Origin of the sequence: Ancylobacter sp. (assembly GCF_965249975.1) — a bacterium.
Classification (GTDB): Bacteria; Pseudomonadota; Alphaproteobacteria; order Rhizobiales; family Xanthobacteraceae; genus Ancylobacter.
Window position 1 is genome coordinate 18,621 of sequence record NZ_CBDFNE010000019.1, and the last position, 16,269, is coordinate 34,889.

Sequence of the window (16,269 nt, forward strand, 5' to 3'; positions counted from 1 at the left end):
TGTCCCTTCACATGTTGAGGCCGGCGGCCCGGCAGCCAGGGCTGCGCAACGGCCAAGCCGGCCCGGAAACAGGAAAGCGGGCCGGAAACGAAAAAGCCCGGCGCGGACGCCGGGCCTTGATGTCGCGGGGGCGCGGGCCGGCCTCAATGGGCGAGGAACAACGGCACCGTCATCCGTTCCAGCATGTCGCGGGTGACGCCGCCGAGCACGAATTCGCGCAGCCGCGAATGGCCGTAGCCGCCCATGACCACGATGTCGATGTCGCGCGCCGCCACTTCCTTGAGCAACACGTCGGCGATGCTCTCATCCCCGCTCGGCACCAGCGTGCGCAGTTCCACCGTCTTGTCGTGGCGCGCGAGATGGCGGGCGAGATCGGCGCCCGGCAGGTCGACGCCCTTCTTGCGCAGCGGCTTGCCGGTATCGACCACCACCGCCTCGACCAGATGGGCATGGCCGAGCAGCGCCCGCGCTTCCGCCACGGCGCGCGCCGAGGTGCGGCTGCCGTCCCAGGCGACCATGATGCGCTTGGCCGAAAACGGCTTCTGCTGCTTGCGCGGCACCACCAGCACCGGCCGGCCGGAATCGAACAGCACCGCCTCGGTCACCACATCTTCCGGGCCGAGCTTGTCCGGGTCGGCCTGGTTGACGATGGTGAGGTCATAGAGGCGCGCCATCACGCCGATCTGCTCGGCGGCGCCGCCGGGCGTGCCATCGACCAGCCGAACCTCGCCGGTGAGGCCGAGCGAGCGCGCCGCCTCGCCGAAGCGTTCGACGGAGGTGCGCGCCAAGCGCTGGGCTTCCTCGCGCTGCGCTTCGATGAAATCGGTGGAGAAGGCTTCCGTATAGACCGGCGGCACGTCGATCTCGTAGCTCACGGCCACGCCCGTCAGATGGGCATCGAGCGCGGCGGCGGCAGACACCGCATAATCGCTGGCGACATCTTCCCCAACGTCGGCCACCCGCAGGCTGACGAGAATATCCTTGATCATCTGCTTTCCTCCACGCTTTCGGTGACGACTTTTTTGCATTCAAAGAAGTGACGTCGCATTGACGGCCGTCAAGTCTTTCCGCGCCGGCCGGCGCTGCTTGCGTTCTCCCCGCGAGCCTAAACGTCGCGCATTTGGCCGGCGGCGGCTATAAGGGCTGCAACGAATGCAGGAACTTGCCTCATGGCCGCCATCGGGCGCGCGCTCGCCGTCACTCTCGTTCTGCTGGGCCTGTGGGAAGGCGCGGTGCGTCTTCTCGCGGTGCCCGCCTATATCCTGCCCGGCCCGCTTCGCATCGGCATGACAGCGTGGGACAATGCCGGCATCCTCGCCCATAATGCCGGCATCACGCTGGGCGAGATGCTGCTCGGCCTCGCCTGCGGTTCGCTGCTCGGCATCGCCTGCGCGCTCGCCATGGCGGCCTCGCCGCTCGCCCGCCGCGCCATGCGGCCGGTGCTGCTGGTGGCGCAGGCGCTGCCGGTCTTCGCCATCGCCCCGCTGCTGGTCATCTGGTTCGGCTTCGGCCTGGCCTCCAAGATCGTGATGGCGAGCCTCATCATCTTCTTTCCCGTCGCCTCGGCCTTTCATGACGGGCTGGCCCGCACCGAAGCCGGGCTGGTCGATCTCGCCCGGCTGAACGGCGCCGGCATCCTCAAGACGCTGCGCTTCATCCGCATTCCCGCCGCGCTGCCGGCGCTCGCCTCCGGGCTGAAGGTCGCCACCGCCGTCGCCCCCATCGGCGCGGTGGTGGGCGAATGGGTCGGCGCCTCGGCCGGGCTCGGCTATCTCATGATCTATTCCAATGCCCGCATGCAGACCGACATGGTGTTCGCCGCGCTCGCCGTGCTGCTCGCCATGGCGCTGATCCTGTTCACGCTGGTGGATCGCGGGCTCGCGCGGCTGCTGCCCTGGGCGCCGGAGACGACCGGCGCGAACGCGCCCGCCTGAACGGGCGCCTCACCCCATCTGCGGCTTCACCCCATCTTCTCATGCGCGTCGGCCTGGCCCAGCACCCAGTAGCCGGCCGCCTTGATCCAGCCGAGCGGGACGCCCCGCCGCTCGGTCAGATAGGCCCGCACCGCCCGCGCCACGGCCGCCTCGGCCGCGAGCCAGACATAGGTGGCCGGCGCCAGCTCCATCGTCTCAAGTGCGGCGATGAACGGTGCGGCCTCGCTCACCGCGCTGGCCGGGCGATGGATCCAGAGCGATTCGAGTGTTGCCGCCGTGGCGAAACGCTGCTCCTCAGCGGCGCCCGTCACCGCGACAAGACTGGTGAGGCGCGCGCCCCCAGCCGCCTCCTCGATGCGCCGGCCAATCGCCGGCAGCGCCGTCTCGTCGCCGATCAGCAGCCAGTGCGCCACCGCGGCGTCCTCGACCACGGCGGAGCCGCGCGGCCCGAGCACGTCGAGCCGGTCGCCCGGCCGGGCCGCTATCGCCCAAAGCGTGGCCGGCCCGGCCTCGTGCAGCGCGAAGTCGAGGGTAAGCTCGCGCCGCGCCGCATCGAAGCGCCGGGGCGTGTAGTCGCGCCGCTCCTCCGACCCGTCCGGCCGGGTGATGGCGAGCTTCACATGGTCGTCCGGCGCGGCGCTGACGAAATCGGCGAGATCGTCGCCGCCGAGCACAAGGCGCAGCATAGAGGGTGTGACACGCTCGGCCGAGAGCACGGTGAGGCGGCGCCGCTTCGGCTCGAAGCGCAGGCGGTTCAGCGTGGGGGCGGCGGGGAAAACAGGGCTGGCAACGTTCATCTCAGGTCCTCTCCGGCCGTGGACGCACCGGCAGGACAAAGCCGCGCCGATCACGCCCCGAAGGCCGTTCGATCATGCGCGTTGAGTGACGTTAACGCTTACGTGCACGCGCGCGGTTCACCGAGACCGCCTGGCGGGCACTCTCGGCCTGCACCGCGCTCCGCGTGCAGTTGCCGACCTTTTTAGTTTGCGCCGCCGCGTCCCGCAACGGCCGCCGGCTCACGAGCGCGCGCGTTTCGTACTCCATCTGTTCCCGTCGCCCGCCGCGTCCTAAGATCTAGCCATGACGATTCGCCTCTCCAATAGCGATGCCCGCCGCGTCTTCCTCGCCACCCAGGGCCTCAGCCGTCCGCGCGGGGCGCTGAGCAAGGCCGGGCTGCTGGAGCTGATCGAGGCCATCGGCTTCGTGCAGGTGGACAGCATCGCCACGGTGGAGCGGGCGCACCATCACATTCTGTTCGCCCGCAACCCGAGCTACAGGCGCGAGCATCTCACGGCGCTGCTGGAGAAGGACCACGCGCTGTTCGAGCACTGGACGCATGACGCGGCCATCATCCCCAGCACCTTCTTCCCCTATTGGAAGCACCGCTTCGCCCGCGCGAAAGCAACGCTCGCCGAACGCTGGCGCTCTTGGCATGAGAACGGCTTCGAGACCTATGTCGACCATGTGCTGGAACGGGTGCGCCGCGAAGGGCCGCTGATGGCGCGGCACTTCGAGGCCGAGAAGCGCCCGCCCGGCGGCTGGTGGAACTGGCACCCGGAGAAGACCGCGCTGGAATATCACTGGCGCACCGGCGCGCTGGCCATTGCCGGGCGCGAGGGCTTCCAGAAGGTCTATGACCTCACCGAGCGGGTCATTCCGGCCCGGCATCGCGACGCCGAGGTCGATGAGGCCGCGTTCATCGACTGGGCCTGCGCGTCGGCGCTGGAACGGCTGGGCTTCGCCACCCATGGCGAGATCGCCGCCTTCTGGGACCTCGTCACGCCGGCCGAGGCGAAAGAATGGGTGGAGACGAACCGCGACCGGCTGGAGCCGGTGCTGATCGAGGGGGTGGACGGCAAGCCCCGCGCCTCGCACGCCTTCGCCGGCAGCGCCGCCCTGTTCGCCTCGCTGCCGACACCGCCGGCGCGGCTGCGGGTGCTGAGCCCGTTCGACCCGCTGCTGCGCGACCGCGCCCGGGCGGAACGGCTGTTCGGCTTCTCCTACCGCATCGAGGTGTTCGTGCCGGCGGAAAAGCGCGTCTATGGCTATTACGTCTTCCCGATCCTGGAAGGCGACCGGATGGTCGGGCGCCTCGACATGAAGGCGGACCGCAAGGCCGGCACGCTCGATGTGCGCCGGCTGTGGCTGGAGCCGGGCGTGCGCGCCTCCGCCGGGCGGCTCGACGCACTCGATGCAGAACTCACCCGCCACGCCCGCTTCGCCGGGGTGGAACGCATCGTCTATGCCGAGGGCTGGCGGGGCGAGTGAGACGCCCCTCCTTTTCCCCGGACACAATCAAGTGCAGCGTCATCCTGAGGTGCGAGCGCAGCGAGCCTCGAAGGATGGTTCGTTATGCACCCACGCCATGGGCATCCTTCGAGGCCCGGCCTGCGGCCGGGCACCTCAGGATGACGGTGACCGACCGCAAGAGCTTTCTTGTCGCAGCCCCGGCCACTGGGTGCCCACCTCGCTCCTCCTCATCCCAGGGCTTGACCCGGGGACCCAGACCTTTCACCGCGCCTCCGTCACTGGGTGCCCGGGTCAAGCCCGGGCATGAGGGAGCGGTGATGTCGCCCCCATTTGCCCCTGCCCGGCGGCTCTGCTAGCCTTCCCGCGTCCGAGGGGTGTCCCGCCGGCCGAAAGGCCAAGGGGCTGAGATGGCAGCCGCCAGACCCTTTGAACCTGATCCGGGTCATGCCGGCGAAGGGACGGAGCGACGGCGGGGCCTCACGCGGTGCGTGACTCCCGCGCCGGATTTCCCCCGAAAGCTCGCGCCGGGTCTCCAACTGGGAGGAGATCCATGTTCAAGAACCTCGCCGCCCGCACCGGCGGCCTCATTCTCGCTCTGTCGCTCTCGCTGGCGCCCGCCGCGGCGGCGGACAAGCTCACCGTGCTGCTCGACTGGTATGTGAACCCCGACCACGCGCCGCTGATCATCGCGCAGGAAAAGGGGCTGTTCAAAGCTCATGACCTCGATGTCGAGCTGGTCGCCCCGGCCGATCCCGCCGCCCCGCCGCGCCTCGTCGCCGCCGGCCAGGCGGATGTCGCGGTGAGCTACCAGCCGAGCCTCTATCTGCAGGTGAAGGAAGGCCTGCCGCTGGTGCGCTTCGGCACGCTCATTTCCACCCCGCTCACCGCGCTGGTGGCGCTGAAGGACGGCCCGGTGAAGTCGCTCGCCGACCTCAAGGGCAAGACGGTCGGCTATTCCGTCGCCGGGCTGGAGGACGCGCTGCTCGGCACCATGCTGGCGAGCGCGGGGCTGAAGCCCTCAGACGTGACCATGATCAACGTCAATTTCGCCCTCTCCCCCGCGCTGGTCGCCGGCAAGGTCGACGCGGTGATCGGCGCCTACCGCAATTTCGAGCTGACCCAGATCCGGCTGGAGGGCAAGGAAGGCGTCGCCTTCTTCCCCGAGGAGCATGGTGTGCCGGTCTTCGACGAGCTGATCTATGTCACCCACAAGGACAAGATCGCCGATCCGCGGCTCAAGCGTTTCCTCGCGGCGGTGGAGGAGGCGACGATCTACATCCTCAACCACCCCGAGGAGGCCTGGGGCGTGTTCGTCAAGGCCAATCCCAAGCTCGACGACGAGCTGAACCGCACCGCCTGGACCGACACGCTGCGCCGCTTCGCCCATGCGCCGGCGGCGCGGGACGAGGGCCGCTATGTCCGCTTCGGCGAATTCATGAAGAGCCATGGCCTGATCGACACGGTCGAGCCGGCCAGCGTCTACACCCCCGCTCTGCCCTGAGGCGGAGGCGTCCCACCGTCATGGCCGGGCGCGCCCCGGTCATGACGCCCGCATCATGCCTTCCGGTCGCCGCCCAGCGATGCTAACCGATGCGGGGGCCGTTGAGACGCGGAAGGGCGGGCATGGGCAATCTGGCGTATCACCTCGTGGCGATCGGCGTGGGCGCGGTCGTCGGCGTTCTCGGCTCGGCCTTTCATGTCGGCGTCGAAAAGCTCACCGCCGCCTGGCCGTCCTATCTCGACACCGGGCTCGGCCTCGACGGCCTGCCGCTCTATGCCGCCGCCGCGCTGGTCGCCGCCGCCATGACGCTGGTCTCGCTCTGGCTGGTGCGCACCTTCGCCCCGGAGGCCAGCGGCTCCGGCGTGCCGGAGATCGAAGGCGCGATGGAAGGGCTGCGCGAGGTGCGCTGGCGTCGCGTGCTGCCGGTGAAGTTCGTCGCCGGCATGCTCTCACTTTCTTCCGGCATGGTGCTGGGGCGCGAGGGGCCGACCATCCATATCGGCGCCTCAGTCGCCAAGGCGGCCTCCGACCTGATGAAATGGTCGGGCGAGGACATGCGCGCCCTGCTCGCCGCCGGTGGCGCGGCCGGCCTTGCCGCCGCCTTCAACGCGCCGCTCGCCGCGGTGCTGTTCGTCATCGAGGAAACGCGCCGGCAGTTCCCCTATTCCTCGCGCTCCTATATCGCGGTGGTGCTGGCCTCCATCGCCAGCGCCATCGTCACCGAATTTCTCACCGGCAGCCGGCCCTACATGCTGCTGGAAGCCGCCACCATCCCCTATGTCTGGCTGCCCGCCTTCGCGGTGCTGGGGGTGATCCTCGGCGGCGCCGGCTTCGTGTTCAACCGCACGCTGGTGTGGTCGCTCGACCATGTGCGCCGGCTCGGCCAGCGCAGCTCCTTCTACATCTTCCCGGCCTTTGTCGGCCTCACCGTCGGCGTGCTGATGTTCGTGCGGCCGGAGGCGACGCAGGGCGGGGAGTTGCTGGCGGTGCAGCTGACCCGCGAGAACCTGCCGCTGGCCATGCTGGTGTTCGTGGTGCTGCTGCGCTTCGTCATGACCATGGCGAGCTATTCCACCGGCGTCGCCGGCGGCATCTTCGCGCCGATCCTCGCTTTGGCGACCACCATCGGCCTGTGCTACGGCACCACGCTGGACCTGTTCTTCACCCTGCCGGACCTCGCGCACACCACCTTCGCCATCGCCGCCATGGGCGGGCTGTTCGCCGCCACCATCGGCGCGCCGCTGGTCGGCATGGTGCTGGTGCTGGAACTCACCAGCGCCTATGCGGTGCTGGTGCCGGTCATGATCACCGCCATCTTCGCCCATATGGTGTTTCTGGCGCTGGGCGGGCGGCCGATCTACGAGATCCTGCTGGAGCGCACCCTCGCCATCGAGGCGGAGGCCCGCGCCGCCGCCTCGCGCTGATCGCTCACGCCGCCGCCGGTGCCGGTGCCGGCGGCAGATCGGTCAGCCGCGCCGGCCCTTCGCCCTCGCGGGTCAGCACCAGCTGGCGCTCATGCTGCTCGATCAGCGTCGAGCGGTGGCCGATGGAGAGCAGCGCGGTCTGCGGCAGCCGCGCCCGCAGCAGGCGGTAGAGCGCCGCCTCGCTCGCCTCGTCCAGCGCCGAGGTCGCCTCGTCGAGCAGCAGCACGTCCGGTTCCACCAGCAGCGCCCGGGCGACGGCGACACGCTGCTGCTCGCCGCCGGAGAGGATCGAGGCCCACGGCCCGCTCTCGTCAAGCCGCGCGGCGAGTGCCGGCAGGCCCACCGCTTCGAGCGCCTCGCGCAGCCGCTCGTCGTCATAGTTCTCCAGCGGGTCCGGATAGGCGAGCGCGCCGCGCAGCGTGCCGAAGGGGAGATAGGGTCGCTGCGGCAGGGTCAGCACCCGTGCGCCGGGCGCCACCGCCACCTCGCCATGGCCGTACGGCCAGATGCCGGCGATGGCGCGCAAGAGCGTGCTCTTGCCACTGCCCGAAGGGCCGGTGAGCAGCACCCGCTCGCCGCGCGCGAGATCCAGCGCCGCCACTTCCAAGAGCGCCCGCCCGTCCGGCAGCCGCACCTCCATGGCCTGCGCCGACAGCGGTGCCGGCCCGTGCGCCGGCACACGACGGAAATCGCTGCGCAGCGCCTCGGCCTGCGTCTCCTGCACCGAGCGCTCAAAGCCGACGAGCCGATCGACCACCGATTTCCACTCCGCCAGCGTCGTATAGGCGTTGATGAAGAAGGAGAACGAGCCCTGCACCTGGCCGAAGGCGGAAGAGGTCTGCATCAGCTGGCCGAGCTGGATCGCGCCGGTGAAATAGGCCGGGGCGACGACGATGAAGGGGAAGATGACCGAGAGCTGGCCATAGCCTGACGTGAACCAGGTCAGCCGCTTCTGCGCGATCATGATGCCCCAGTAATTATGCACGACATGGCCGAAGCGGGAGAGCAGGCGGGTGCGCTCCACCGGACCGCCCTGCATCAGCGCGATCTGCTCGCCATTCTCCCGCACCCGCACCAGATCGACGCGGTAATTCGCCTCATAACGTTGCTGGTCGTAGTTCAGCTTGATCAGCACCCGGCCGATGAGATGGGTGAGATAGGTGCCGAGCGCCGCATAGGCGAAGGCGGCCCAGACGAGATAGCCGGGAATTCTCCAGTCGGCGCCGAACAGGTTGAAGGAGAAATCGCCGGAAAGCCCCCACAGGATGACGGCGAAGGAGGCGAGCGTCATCACCGCGTTCAGCACGCCGAGGAACAGGCTGAGCGTCTGGGTGACATAGGAGCTGATGTCTTCGGCGATACGCTGGTCGGGGTTGTCCGCCTCATCACCCTTCAGCCGCATGCGGTAATGGGTCTCGTCCGCCAGCCAGGCGGTGAGGTATTTCTCCGTCATCCAGGTGCGCCAGCGTATCTGCAGCCACTGGCGCAGATAGATCTGGTACACCGCCACCGCGATGGCCACCGCCGCATAGAGCGCGAAGATCCAGAGCTGGTGGACAAAGGCGGGGTAGTTCTTTTCCTGGATCGCGTTGTAGAACACCGCGTTCCACTCGTTGATCAGCACGATCACATAGACCCAGCCGACCTCCAGCGCGATGATCGCCGCCAGCAGCGCGCCGCCGCGCCAGCGGTCCTCGCCGCGGAAATAGGGGATGGAGAGCCGCCAGACATCGGCGAGCAGGGAACGAATGGCGCGCAAGGGGGCTACTCCGGGCAGAGGTCGCGATCCGCTCATCTACGCCGGGCGAAGCTGGCGGGACCGTGTCCGCCACATTACCGATTGGAGAGCTTGCGCACCATGCAGGGGTACCGCCGCCCCTAGAGCACGCGCCGATCAGCTTGCATCGCAAGCTGATCGGATAACGCGTTCTCTATCTTGGAGTCAGAGGGCGATTTACCGAGCAGATTGATTCAATCTGCTCGGATCGCACTCTAGCGTGCGAAACGGCAAAAGCGCGGACGCCGGGCGCCCGCGCTTTTGATGGGTTGCAGTGCCCGGAGGCGCCGGGTCAGATGAACTTCTTGCGGATGCGCTGGCTCACCATGTCGAGCACCGTCACGGTGATGATGACGATGATCAGGATCGCCGAGGCCTGCGAATAAAGGAAGCCGCGCATGGTCTCGTTAAAGGTCATGCCGATGCCGCCGCCGCCGACAATGCCGAGCACGGTGGCGGAGCGAACATTGGATTCGAAGCGGTACAGCGCATAGGAAATCCACAGCGGCAGCACCTGCGGCAGCACGCCATAGATGATCTCCTGCAGCCAGGTGCCGCCCGTGCCGCGAATGCCCTCCACCGGCGCGGGGTCGATGGCCTCCACCGCCTCGGAGAACAGCTTGGCGACGACGCCGGTGGTGTGGATGAACAGCGCCAGCACGCCGGCGAAGGGGCCGAGGCCGACGGCGGCGATGAAGATCAGCGCGAAGACGAGTTCGTTGATGGCGCGGCAGGCGTCCATCAGCCGGCGGATGATGAAGGCCAGCCAGTGCGGGGCGACATTCTCCGCCGAGAGGATGCCGAGCGGAATGCCGGCGATGACGGCGAGCAGCGTGCCCCAGATGGCGATCGCCAGCGTTTCCAGCATGGCGTTGGCATAGACATCCCAATCGGTGAAATCGGGGCGCAGGAAGTCGGCGCCGAGCGTCGCCATGTTGCCGGCATCGCGCCAGAGCTGCGCCGGGTTCATCTCCGCCTCGTACCAGGCGGCAACCAGCACCACGATGGTGAGCGCCGCGACCGCGAGACGGAACAGGCGGGTGGCCAGCGGGGTCACCGGCGGGGCGGGCATGGTGCGCGTGGCGGTGCGGTGGGCGGCGTCGGCGGCGGCAAACATGTGGCGGAGTTCCCCGGGTGAAAATCCCCGGCCTTATGCCGGGGATAAGACGTTTCACGACCCGTCCCTCCTCATGCCCGGGCTCGACCCGGGCACCCAGAAGCCGAGGGGTTCAGCCCCGGCATCGGGATGGCCGGGTCAAGCCCGGCCATGAGGGGATACGGGCCACACTCACATGGCGGGGAACTTCTTCTGCTCTTCCACCAGCGCGGCGAGCTTGGCGTCGATCTCGCTGATCTTCTTCGCCTTCTCGTCGGCCGAGAGCTTGTCGTCGTTCTGCAGCTTCACCTTGGCCTTGAACAGCTCGAGCTGACGGATCGGCAGCAGCTGGGCGTCGGAGGAAGCGAGGAACGGACCCCAGCCGTCGGAGGTCTTGGCGAGGACTTCGCGGGCGTGGGCGACTTCCTCGTCGGTGCCGAGGCGGCCATAGCTCATGAAGAAGTAGTAGATCTTCGCCTTGAGATCGTTCGGCAGGTCCTTGCGCCACACGATCGGATCGCCGGCGATCAGCGGCGAGCGCCAGATTTCCTTGATCTTGGCGGCTTCTTCCGGACGGGTCAGCTGCAGGCGGGTGATGTTTTCGGTGTTGTTGGTGGCGAAGTCGACCTGCTTGTTGGCGACCGAGAGCAGGTTCGCTTCATGGTTGCCGGCCACGACGCGCTTGTAGCACTTGTTCGGATCGACATTGTTGAGCGCGAAGACGTAGTAGCTGGGGACCAGGAAGCCCGAGGTGGAGTTCGGGTCGCCATTGCCGAAGTTGAAGCCCTTCGAGCAGTCGAGCACGTCCTTGAGCTCGTTCAGGTCCTTGCGGTCGGCATTGGTGACGATGAGGGCGTAATAGCCCGAGGAACCGTCCGGCTTGGCGGTCTTCACGAACACTTCGCCATTGGCGCGGTCCACCGCTTCCATCGCCGACTTGTTGCCGAACCAGCCGATATCGACCTTCTTGAAGCGCATGCCTTCGATCACGCCGGCATAGTCACCGACGAAGAACGGCTTCACCGGAATGCCGATGGCCTTTTCCATGTCCTTGAGCAGGGGCTCGAAGCTCTTGGCGAGGTTGGCCGAGGACTCGGTGGAGATGAAGCCGAAGTTCAGCTCCTTGATCTCTTCGGCGCGAACCGGGGTGCTCGCGAGAGCGGCCAGCGCGAGGCCGGCGGCGATGAGACGCTTCATGGGGGTTGCTCCTGTCAGGAAACGGTCTGGGTTTGGGGGGCGGCATCGGCGGGCGCCGGCACCACGAACTGGCTGGGCAGGATCAGCTCCTCGGCGCTGGCGCCGTAGAGTTCGGTCAAAAAGGCCGCGTTGATCTGCGAGGCGGGCCCATCGAACACGACCTTGCCGGCGTTCATCGCCACGACGCGGTCGAAATAGGCGGTGGCGTAGTCCACCTGATGCAGCGAGACGACCAGCGCGATGCCGTGGTCGCGGCTCATCGTCACCAGCGTGTCCATCACCCGCTTGGCGCTCTTGGGGTCGAGCGAGGCGATGGGCTCGTCGGCAAGCACCAGCTTGGCGCCCTGCACCAGCGCGCGGGCGATGGCGACGCGCTGCTGCTGGCCACCGGACAGCTCGCGGGCGCGCTTGGCGGCGTGCTGGGCGATGCCGACCTCGGCGAGCGCGGCATAGGCGGTGCGGCGCTCATCGGCATTGAACAGGCCGAGCGTGCCGCGCAGCGCGTTCATCCGCCCGAGCGCGCCGACCAGAACATTGGTCAGCACGGAAAGCCGGCCGGACAGCGCGAATTGCTGGAAGACGAGGCCGATATGGCGGCGGGCGCTGCGCACCTCGCCGCTGAGCTTGCCGCCTTCCTGCACCTTGACGCCGAAGGAATGCACGGCACCGGAACCGGCGCCGTTGCGGTCGGCCAGGATGAGGCCGGAAGCGAGACGGATCAGCGTCGACTTGCCGGAGCCCGAGGCGCCGATGAGGGCGACACGCTCGCCGGGCTGAATGGTGAGCGAGACATTCTCCACCGCACGCATCTGCCCGTAGGTCTTGCTCACTCGGTCGAGTTGAAGGGCTGCCGCCATCGGAGCTCCGCCGGCCTGTTGAAGACCGGCTTGGGGTAGTCGCCCCCGGTGACGGGTGGATGAAACCGCGATTACAGTTTCATGACAGCCCCCATCCCGTTGCGGCAGGGCCTTGCGCCGCCTCAAAACGGCGCGCAGCCTCTGCGGTACAATAACGCCGCCAAGCGCCGCCAAGGCGCTGCGAGGAGGAAGCAATGAAAGCGATTGGAAGGCTCGCCGCCGCGCTGACGGCCGCGTTTCTGGTGGCTGCCCCCCCGGCCCGCGCCAGCGAAGGCCCGGATGAAGCGACGATAGCGCGCGACGCCTATATCTATCTCTACCCGCTCGTCACCATGGAGGTGACGCGCCAGCAGCTCATCAACCTGCCGCCGTCCTCCGGCCTCGGCGGGCCGATGAACGTGTTCGTCAATGTACCGGGCTTTCCCACCGCCGAGATGAAGACGGTGGTGCGGCCCAATTTCGATACGCTCTATTCCTCCGCCTGGCTCGACCTCTCCGCCGGGCCGTTGGTGATCTCGGCCCCCGACACGCAGGGCCGCTACTACCTGCTGCCGATGCTGGATATGTGGACCGACGTGTTCGCCTCGCCGGGTTGGCGCACCACCGGCACGGCGGCGGCCGACTATCTCGTCACCCCGCCCGGCTGGACCGGCGAGGTGCCCGCCGGCCTCACCCGCATCGCCGCGCCGACGCCCTATGTCTGGATCATCGGCCGCACCAAGACCGACGGGCCGGCCGACTACGCCGCCGTGCACAAGGTGCAGGCCGGGTTTCGCGTCACCCCGCTCGCCGCCTGGGGCCGCGCGCCGGAGCCGCCGCCAGTGCAGAAGATCGACCCCGCCATCGATGTGAAGACCCCGCCCAAGCTGCAGGTGGACGGCATGAGCGGCCCCGCCTTCTTCGCCAAGGCGGCCGAGCTGTTGAAGCTGCACCCGCCGCATCTCACCGACCAGCCGATCGTCGCCCAGATGAAGCGCCTCGGCCTCGTGCCCGGTGCCTCCTTCGACGCGAGCGCGCAGTCGCCGACGGTGAAGGCCGCCATCGACGCCGCTCCCTCCCGTGCACAGGAACTGATGGCGTGGAAAGTGCCGACGCTCGCCGATGTGGTGAACGGCTGGAGCATGAATGTCGACACGATGGGCGTGTATGGCAATTACTACCTCAAGCGCGCCATCATCGCGCAGCAGGGCCTCGGCGCGAACCTGCCGGAAGACGCCATCTACCCGCTCAACTTCGTCGATGCCGGCGGGCACCCGCTGGACGGGACGCACCGCTACACGCTGCGCTTCCCGCACGGTCAGCTTCCGCCGGCGGATGCGTTCTGGTCGGTCACGCTCTATGACGCGGCCGGCTATCAGGTTGCCAACCCGCTCGACCGTTTCGCCCTGTCGAGCTGGATGCCGCTGAAGACCGAGCCGGACGGCACGCTGGTGCTCTACATCCAGCCCGACAGCCCCGGAGCGGACCGCGAATCGAACTGGCTGCCGGCACCGAAGGGTCCGTTCAACCTCACCATGCGCCTCTACGCCCCGCGCACCGACGCACTGACCGGACGCTGGAATCCGCCCGCGGTCACGCGTGCCGGCGCGGTGCTGCCGCTCGGCACGCCATGAACGCCGCCCGCGATTGACAGCGCCCCGTTCCCCGGCTCCAACTGCCGCCGGGGAACGGGGATGCGGGAGAAGGCTCTTCCGCCATACGGGGGAATGGGCGCATGTATTACGTGTTGGTCGCGGTGACGATGGTTGTGGCGCCGCTGATGAGCATCGCGGCCGAGTACCCCAACATCACCGGGCTCGGCGCCTTCATCGTCATCGCCACCAAATGGTTCGCCTTCTGGGCGGTGGGCGTGCGGCTGCTGCTTGCGGGCCTGTCGCAGATCCTCAAGCCCGGCTTCACCCTCAAGGGCATTCTCGGCGTCGACGCGCCGGGCGCGCATGTGGTGGTGCAGGAACTCGGCTTTGCCAATGTCTCCCTCGGCCTCGCCGGTCTGCTGTCGATCCTGTTCTCGATCTGGGCGCTGCCGGTGGCCTTTATCGGCGGGCTGTTCCTCGGCCTCGCCGGCATCAATCACCTGATGCGCCCGCACCGCACCATGCACGAGAATGTCGCCATGGTGACCGACCTCTGGGCCGCCGCCATCCTGCTGGCCGTGTTCCTGTTCAGCCTGTTCTGAAGGTGCAGTGACCGGGCCGCGCCTCAGCGCGGCCGAAAGCCTACATAGCCGCCCTCGCCGTCGAACAGCACGTCGAAGCCGTTCAAGAGGTGGTAGCTGGTGTTGACGAAGGTGCGGTCCGCCGCCACCCGCAGATGGATGGCGCTCGGCGTCACCGGCCCGCCATCGCCGGCGCTGAAGCTGTAGAGCGGGAAGGCGCTCTCTTCCGTGCCGATGCTGATGGCGACCTGCGTGCCCGGGGGCAGCGTGCCTTGCGCCCCCTGCGCCTGCGCTTCCGGCACGGTCATGTACATCACCGAGACGCCGGTATCGACCAGCACCGTGCCGCAGGCCGGCGGGGTGGTGCCGTTCAGTGAAATGCAGGCGGGCAGCGGCGCCCAGTCCGTGCCATCGGGCCGGCGGGCGAGCTTCACATAGCGGAAGGCGCCGCGCGTATTGGCGGCGGTGAGCCCCACATGCACGCCCTCGGGCGAGAGGATATAACCCTGCCGCCGGTCGCCGCCGGTGACATGCAGCAGCGGGTTCTTGTCCGGCGTGCTCTGGCTCTGGCTGTCGCCCTCACGCGCGAAGCCGACGCCGACCATGGCGATGTTGCGCGGCGAGGTGGTGGGTTGGCAGACACGGGCATAGTCGAGGCACTGCACCTCGGTGACCACAAGCACCGGCAGCGGATCGGTGGTGACGCTCGCGCCCTCCCGGCCGGAAAGCGTGACCGGCATCACCACCCACTGGCCCAGCATCACCCGGCCGGAGCTGGAATAGGTCAGCTTGGCCGGCCCCAGCGACGGCATGGTCTCGAAGCCCGGCACGAAGGAGGACGCCACCACGATGCCGGTGGAGCCGGAATCGATCACCGCCCGCAGCGGCCGGCCGCCGAAGGAGAGGCCGATGCGCGGCACGCCGTCGATCTCGCCCGGCTCGGCGTTGAGGTAGCGCAGGAACAGCCCTTCCCGGTAGGGCGCGTAGTCGGGCTTCTCCTGCGCCCGCGCCGGCAGGCCGGCCCCCATCAACAGGCTGGCCCCGATCGCCAGGGCGGCGAGAACACGGCTCCGCATGGTCGTTCCTCACATATTGGGATAGTTCGGCCCGCCGCCGCCTTCCGGCGCCACCCAGGTGATGTTGCGGTTCGGGTCCTTGATGTCGCAGGTCTTGCAGTGGACGCAGTTCTGCGCGTTGATCACGTAGCGCGCCCCCGCACCCTCCTCCACCCATTCATAGACGCCCGCCGGGCAGTAGCGCGCCGAAGGCCCGGCATAGACATCGTGCTCGGAGGCTTTCTGCACCGCCATGTCGGCGACTTTGAGGTGGATCGGCTGGTCTTCCTCGTGATTGGTGTTGGACAGGAACACCGAGGACAGCCGGTCGAAGGAAACGACGCCGTCCGGCTTGGGGTAGTCGATCCGCTTCGCCTGCGACGGCCGGCACCAGCGTCGCCGAATCCGGCTTGCCATGGCCGAGCGTGCCGAAGGGCGAGACGCCGAGCAGCGTGTTCAGCCACATATCGACCCCGCCCAGCGCGATGCCGATGGCGGTGCCGAGCTTCGACCACAGCGGCTTGGCGTTGCGCACCTTCCACAAATCGCGCCCGATGGCGGATTGGCGCCAGCCGGCCTCATAGCCCGCGAGTTCGTCATGCTGGCGCCCCTCTCCGAGCGCCTTCACCACCGCTTCGGCGGCGAGCATGCCGGAATGCACGGCGTTGTGGCTGCCCTTGATGCGCGGCACATTGACGAAGCCGGCGGCGCAGCCGATCAGCGCCCCGCCGGGGAACACCAGCTTGGGCACCGATTGATAGCCGCCCTCGGTGATGGCGCGGGCGCCATAGGAAATCCGCTTGCCGCCCTCCAGCGTCTCGCGCACCAGCGGGTGCGTCTTGAAGCGCTGGAACTCCTCGAAGGGCGAGAGATAAGGGTTGGCGTAGTTGAGGTGGACGACGAAGCCCACCATCACCTGCCGGTCCTCCATATGGTAGAGGAAGGAGCCGCCGCCGGTGGCGTTGTCGAGCGGCCAGCCGAAGGAATGCTGCACCAGCCCCGGCCGGTGCTTGTCCGCCGGCA

At 68.2% G+C, this 16,269-nt stretch carries 13 protein-coding genes, 1 pseudogene and 1 riboswitch; of the genes and pseudogenes, 6 read left to right on the plus strand and 8 right to left on the minus strand.

Features of this window, described 5'->3' with window-relative positions; genetic code table 11:
- Positions 1–143 precede the first annotated feature (143 nt).
- Complete coding sequence (locus ACP2AH_RS18100) at positions 144–989, minus strand: universal stress protein (protein ID WP_425107086.1); 846 nt, start codon at positions 987–989, stop codon at positions 144–146.
- A 180-nt stretch (positions 990–1,169) separates the two neighbouring features.
- Here ACP2AH_RS18100 and ACP2AH_RS18105 point away from each other — a divergent pair, with 180 nt between their 5' ends.
- The gene (locus ACP2AH_RS18105) at positions 1,170–1,934 is read left to right on the plus strand and encodes an ABC transporter permease (RefSeq protein WP_425107087.1); all 765 of its coding nucleotides are present in this window, start codon (positions 1,170–1,172) and stop codon (positions 1,932–1,934) included.
- Between the two features lie 26 nt (positions 1,935–1,960).
- On the opposite strand, the gene ACP2AH_RS18110 is transcribed toward ACP2AH_RS18105, so the two are convergent.
- Entirely contained in the window at positions 1,961–2,731 is a 771-nt protein-coding gene (locus ACP2AH_RS18110; protein WP_425107088.1) for a siderophore-interacting protein, read from the minus strand.
- A gap of 283 nt (positions 2,732–3,014) precedes the next feature.
- Between ACP2AH_RS18110 and ACP2AH_RS18115 the strand changes: the two genes are divergently transcribed.
- From ACP2AH_RS18115 to clcA, 3 genes are all read left to right on the plus strand, one after another.
- A complete protein-coding gene (locus tag ACP2AH_RS18115) occupies positions 3,015–4,202 on the plus strand; it encodes a winged helix-turn-helix domain-containing protein (protein WP_425107089.1) in 1,188 nt (395 codons plus the stop codon).
- 348 nt (positions 4,203–4,550) lie between these two features.
- A riboswitch (TPP riboswitch) is annotated at positions 4,551–4,647 on the plus strand.
- 87 nt (positions 4,648–4,734) lie between these two features.
- Positions 4,735–5,685 carry an ABC transporter substrate-binding protein gene (locus ACP2AH_RS18120; protein WP_425107090.1) on the plus strand — a complete coding sequence of 317 codons (951 nt, stop codon included), beginning with the start codon at positions 4,735–4,737 and terminating at the stop codon, positions 5,683–5,685.
- 122 nt (positions 5,686–5,807) lie between these two features.
- Positions 5,808–7,109, plus strand: coding sequence for a H(+)/Cl(-) exchange transporter ClcA (gene clcA, locus ACP2AH_RS18125; RefSeq protein ID WP_425107091.1), 1,302 nt, complete (start codon positions 5,808–5,810; stop codon positions 7,107–7,109).
- Positions 7,110–7,113: 4 nt separating this feature from the next.
- On the opposite strand, the gene ACP2AH_RS18130 is transcribed toward clcA, so the two are convergent.
- From ACP2AH_RS18130 to phnC, 4 genes are all read right to left on the minus strand, one after another.
- Positions 7,114–8,868: an ABC transporter ATP-binding protein/permease gene (locus tag ACP2AH_RS18130; RefSeq protein ID WP_425107092.1), complete on the minus strand. Its 1,755-nt coding sequence runs from the start codon at positions 8,866–8,868 to the stop codon at positions 7,114–7,116.
- 310 nt (positions 8,869–9,178) lie between these two features.
- On the minus strand, positions 9,179–10,003 hold the full coding sequence (phnE, locus tag ACP2AH_RS18135; RefSeq protein WP_425107093.1) for a phosphonate ABC transporter, permease protein PhnE: 825 nt from the start codon (positions 10,001–10,003) through the stop codon (positions 9,179–9,181).
- A 171-nt stretch (positions 10,004–10,174) separates the two neighbouring features.
- The gene (gene phnD / locus ACP2AH_RS18140; RefSeq protein WP_425107094.1) at positions 10,175–11,179 is read right to left on the minus strand and encodes a phosphonate ABC transporter substrate-binding protein; all 1,005 of its coding nucleotides are present in this window, start codon (positions 11,177–11,179) and stop codon (positions 10,175–10,177) included.
- Between the two features lie 14 nt (positions 11,180–11,193).
- Positions 11,194–12,036 carry a phosphonate ABC transporter ATP-binding protein gene (gene phnC / locus ACP2AH_RS18145; protein ID WP_425107095.1) on the minus strand — a complete coding sequence of 281 codons (843 nt, stop codon included), beginning with the start codon at positions 12,034–12,036 and terminating at the stop codon, positions 11,194–11,196.
- A 194-nt stretch (positions 12,037–12,230) separates the two neighbouring features.
- Here phnC and ACP2AH_RS18150 point away from each other — a divergent pair, with 194 nt between their 5' ends.
- Both ACP2AH_RS18150 and ACP2AH_RS18155 read left to right on the plus strand, forming a co-directional pair.
- The gene (locus ACP2AH_RS18150; protein WP_425107096.1) at positions 12,231–13,649 is read left to right on the plus strand and encodes a DUF1254 domain-containing protein; all 1,419 of its coding nucleotides are present in this window, start codon (positions 12,231–12,233) and stop codon (positions 13,647–13,649) included.
- A gap of 101 nt (positions 13,650–13,750) precedes the next feature.
- Positions 13,751–14,212 carry a hypothetical protein gene (locus tag ACP2AH_RS18155; RefSeq protein ID WP_421696806.1) on the plus strand — a complete coding sequence of 154 codons (462 nt, stop codon included), beginning with the start codon at positions 13,751–13,753 and terminating at the stop codon, positions 14,210–14,212.
- A gap of 23 nt (positions 14,213–14,235) precedes the next feature.
- Here the strand turns inward: ACP2AH_RS18155 and ACP2AH_RS18160 are convergent, their stop codons facing one another.
- Positions 14,236–15,267 (minus strand): hypothetical protein, encoded by a 1,032-nt coding sequence (locus ACP2AH_RS18160; protein ID WP_425107097.1) that lies wholly within the window; start codon positions 15,265–15,267, stop codon positions 14,236–14,238.
- Positions 15,268–15,276: 9 nt separating this feature from the next.
- Positions 15,277–16,269: pseudogene (locus ACP2AH_RS18165) on the minus strand (electron transfer flavoprotein-ubiquinone oxidoreductase); the annotation flags it as partial.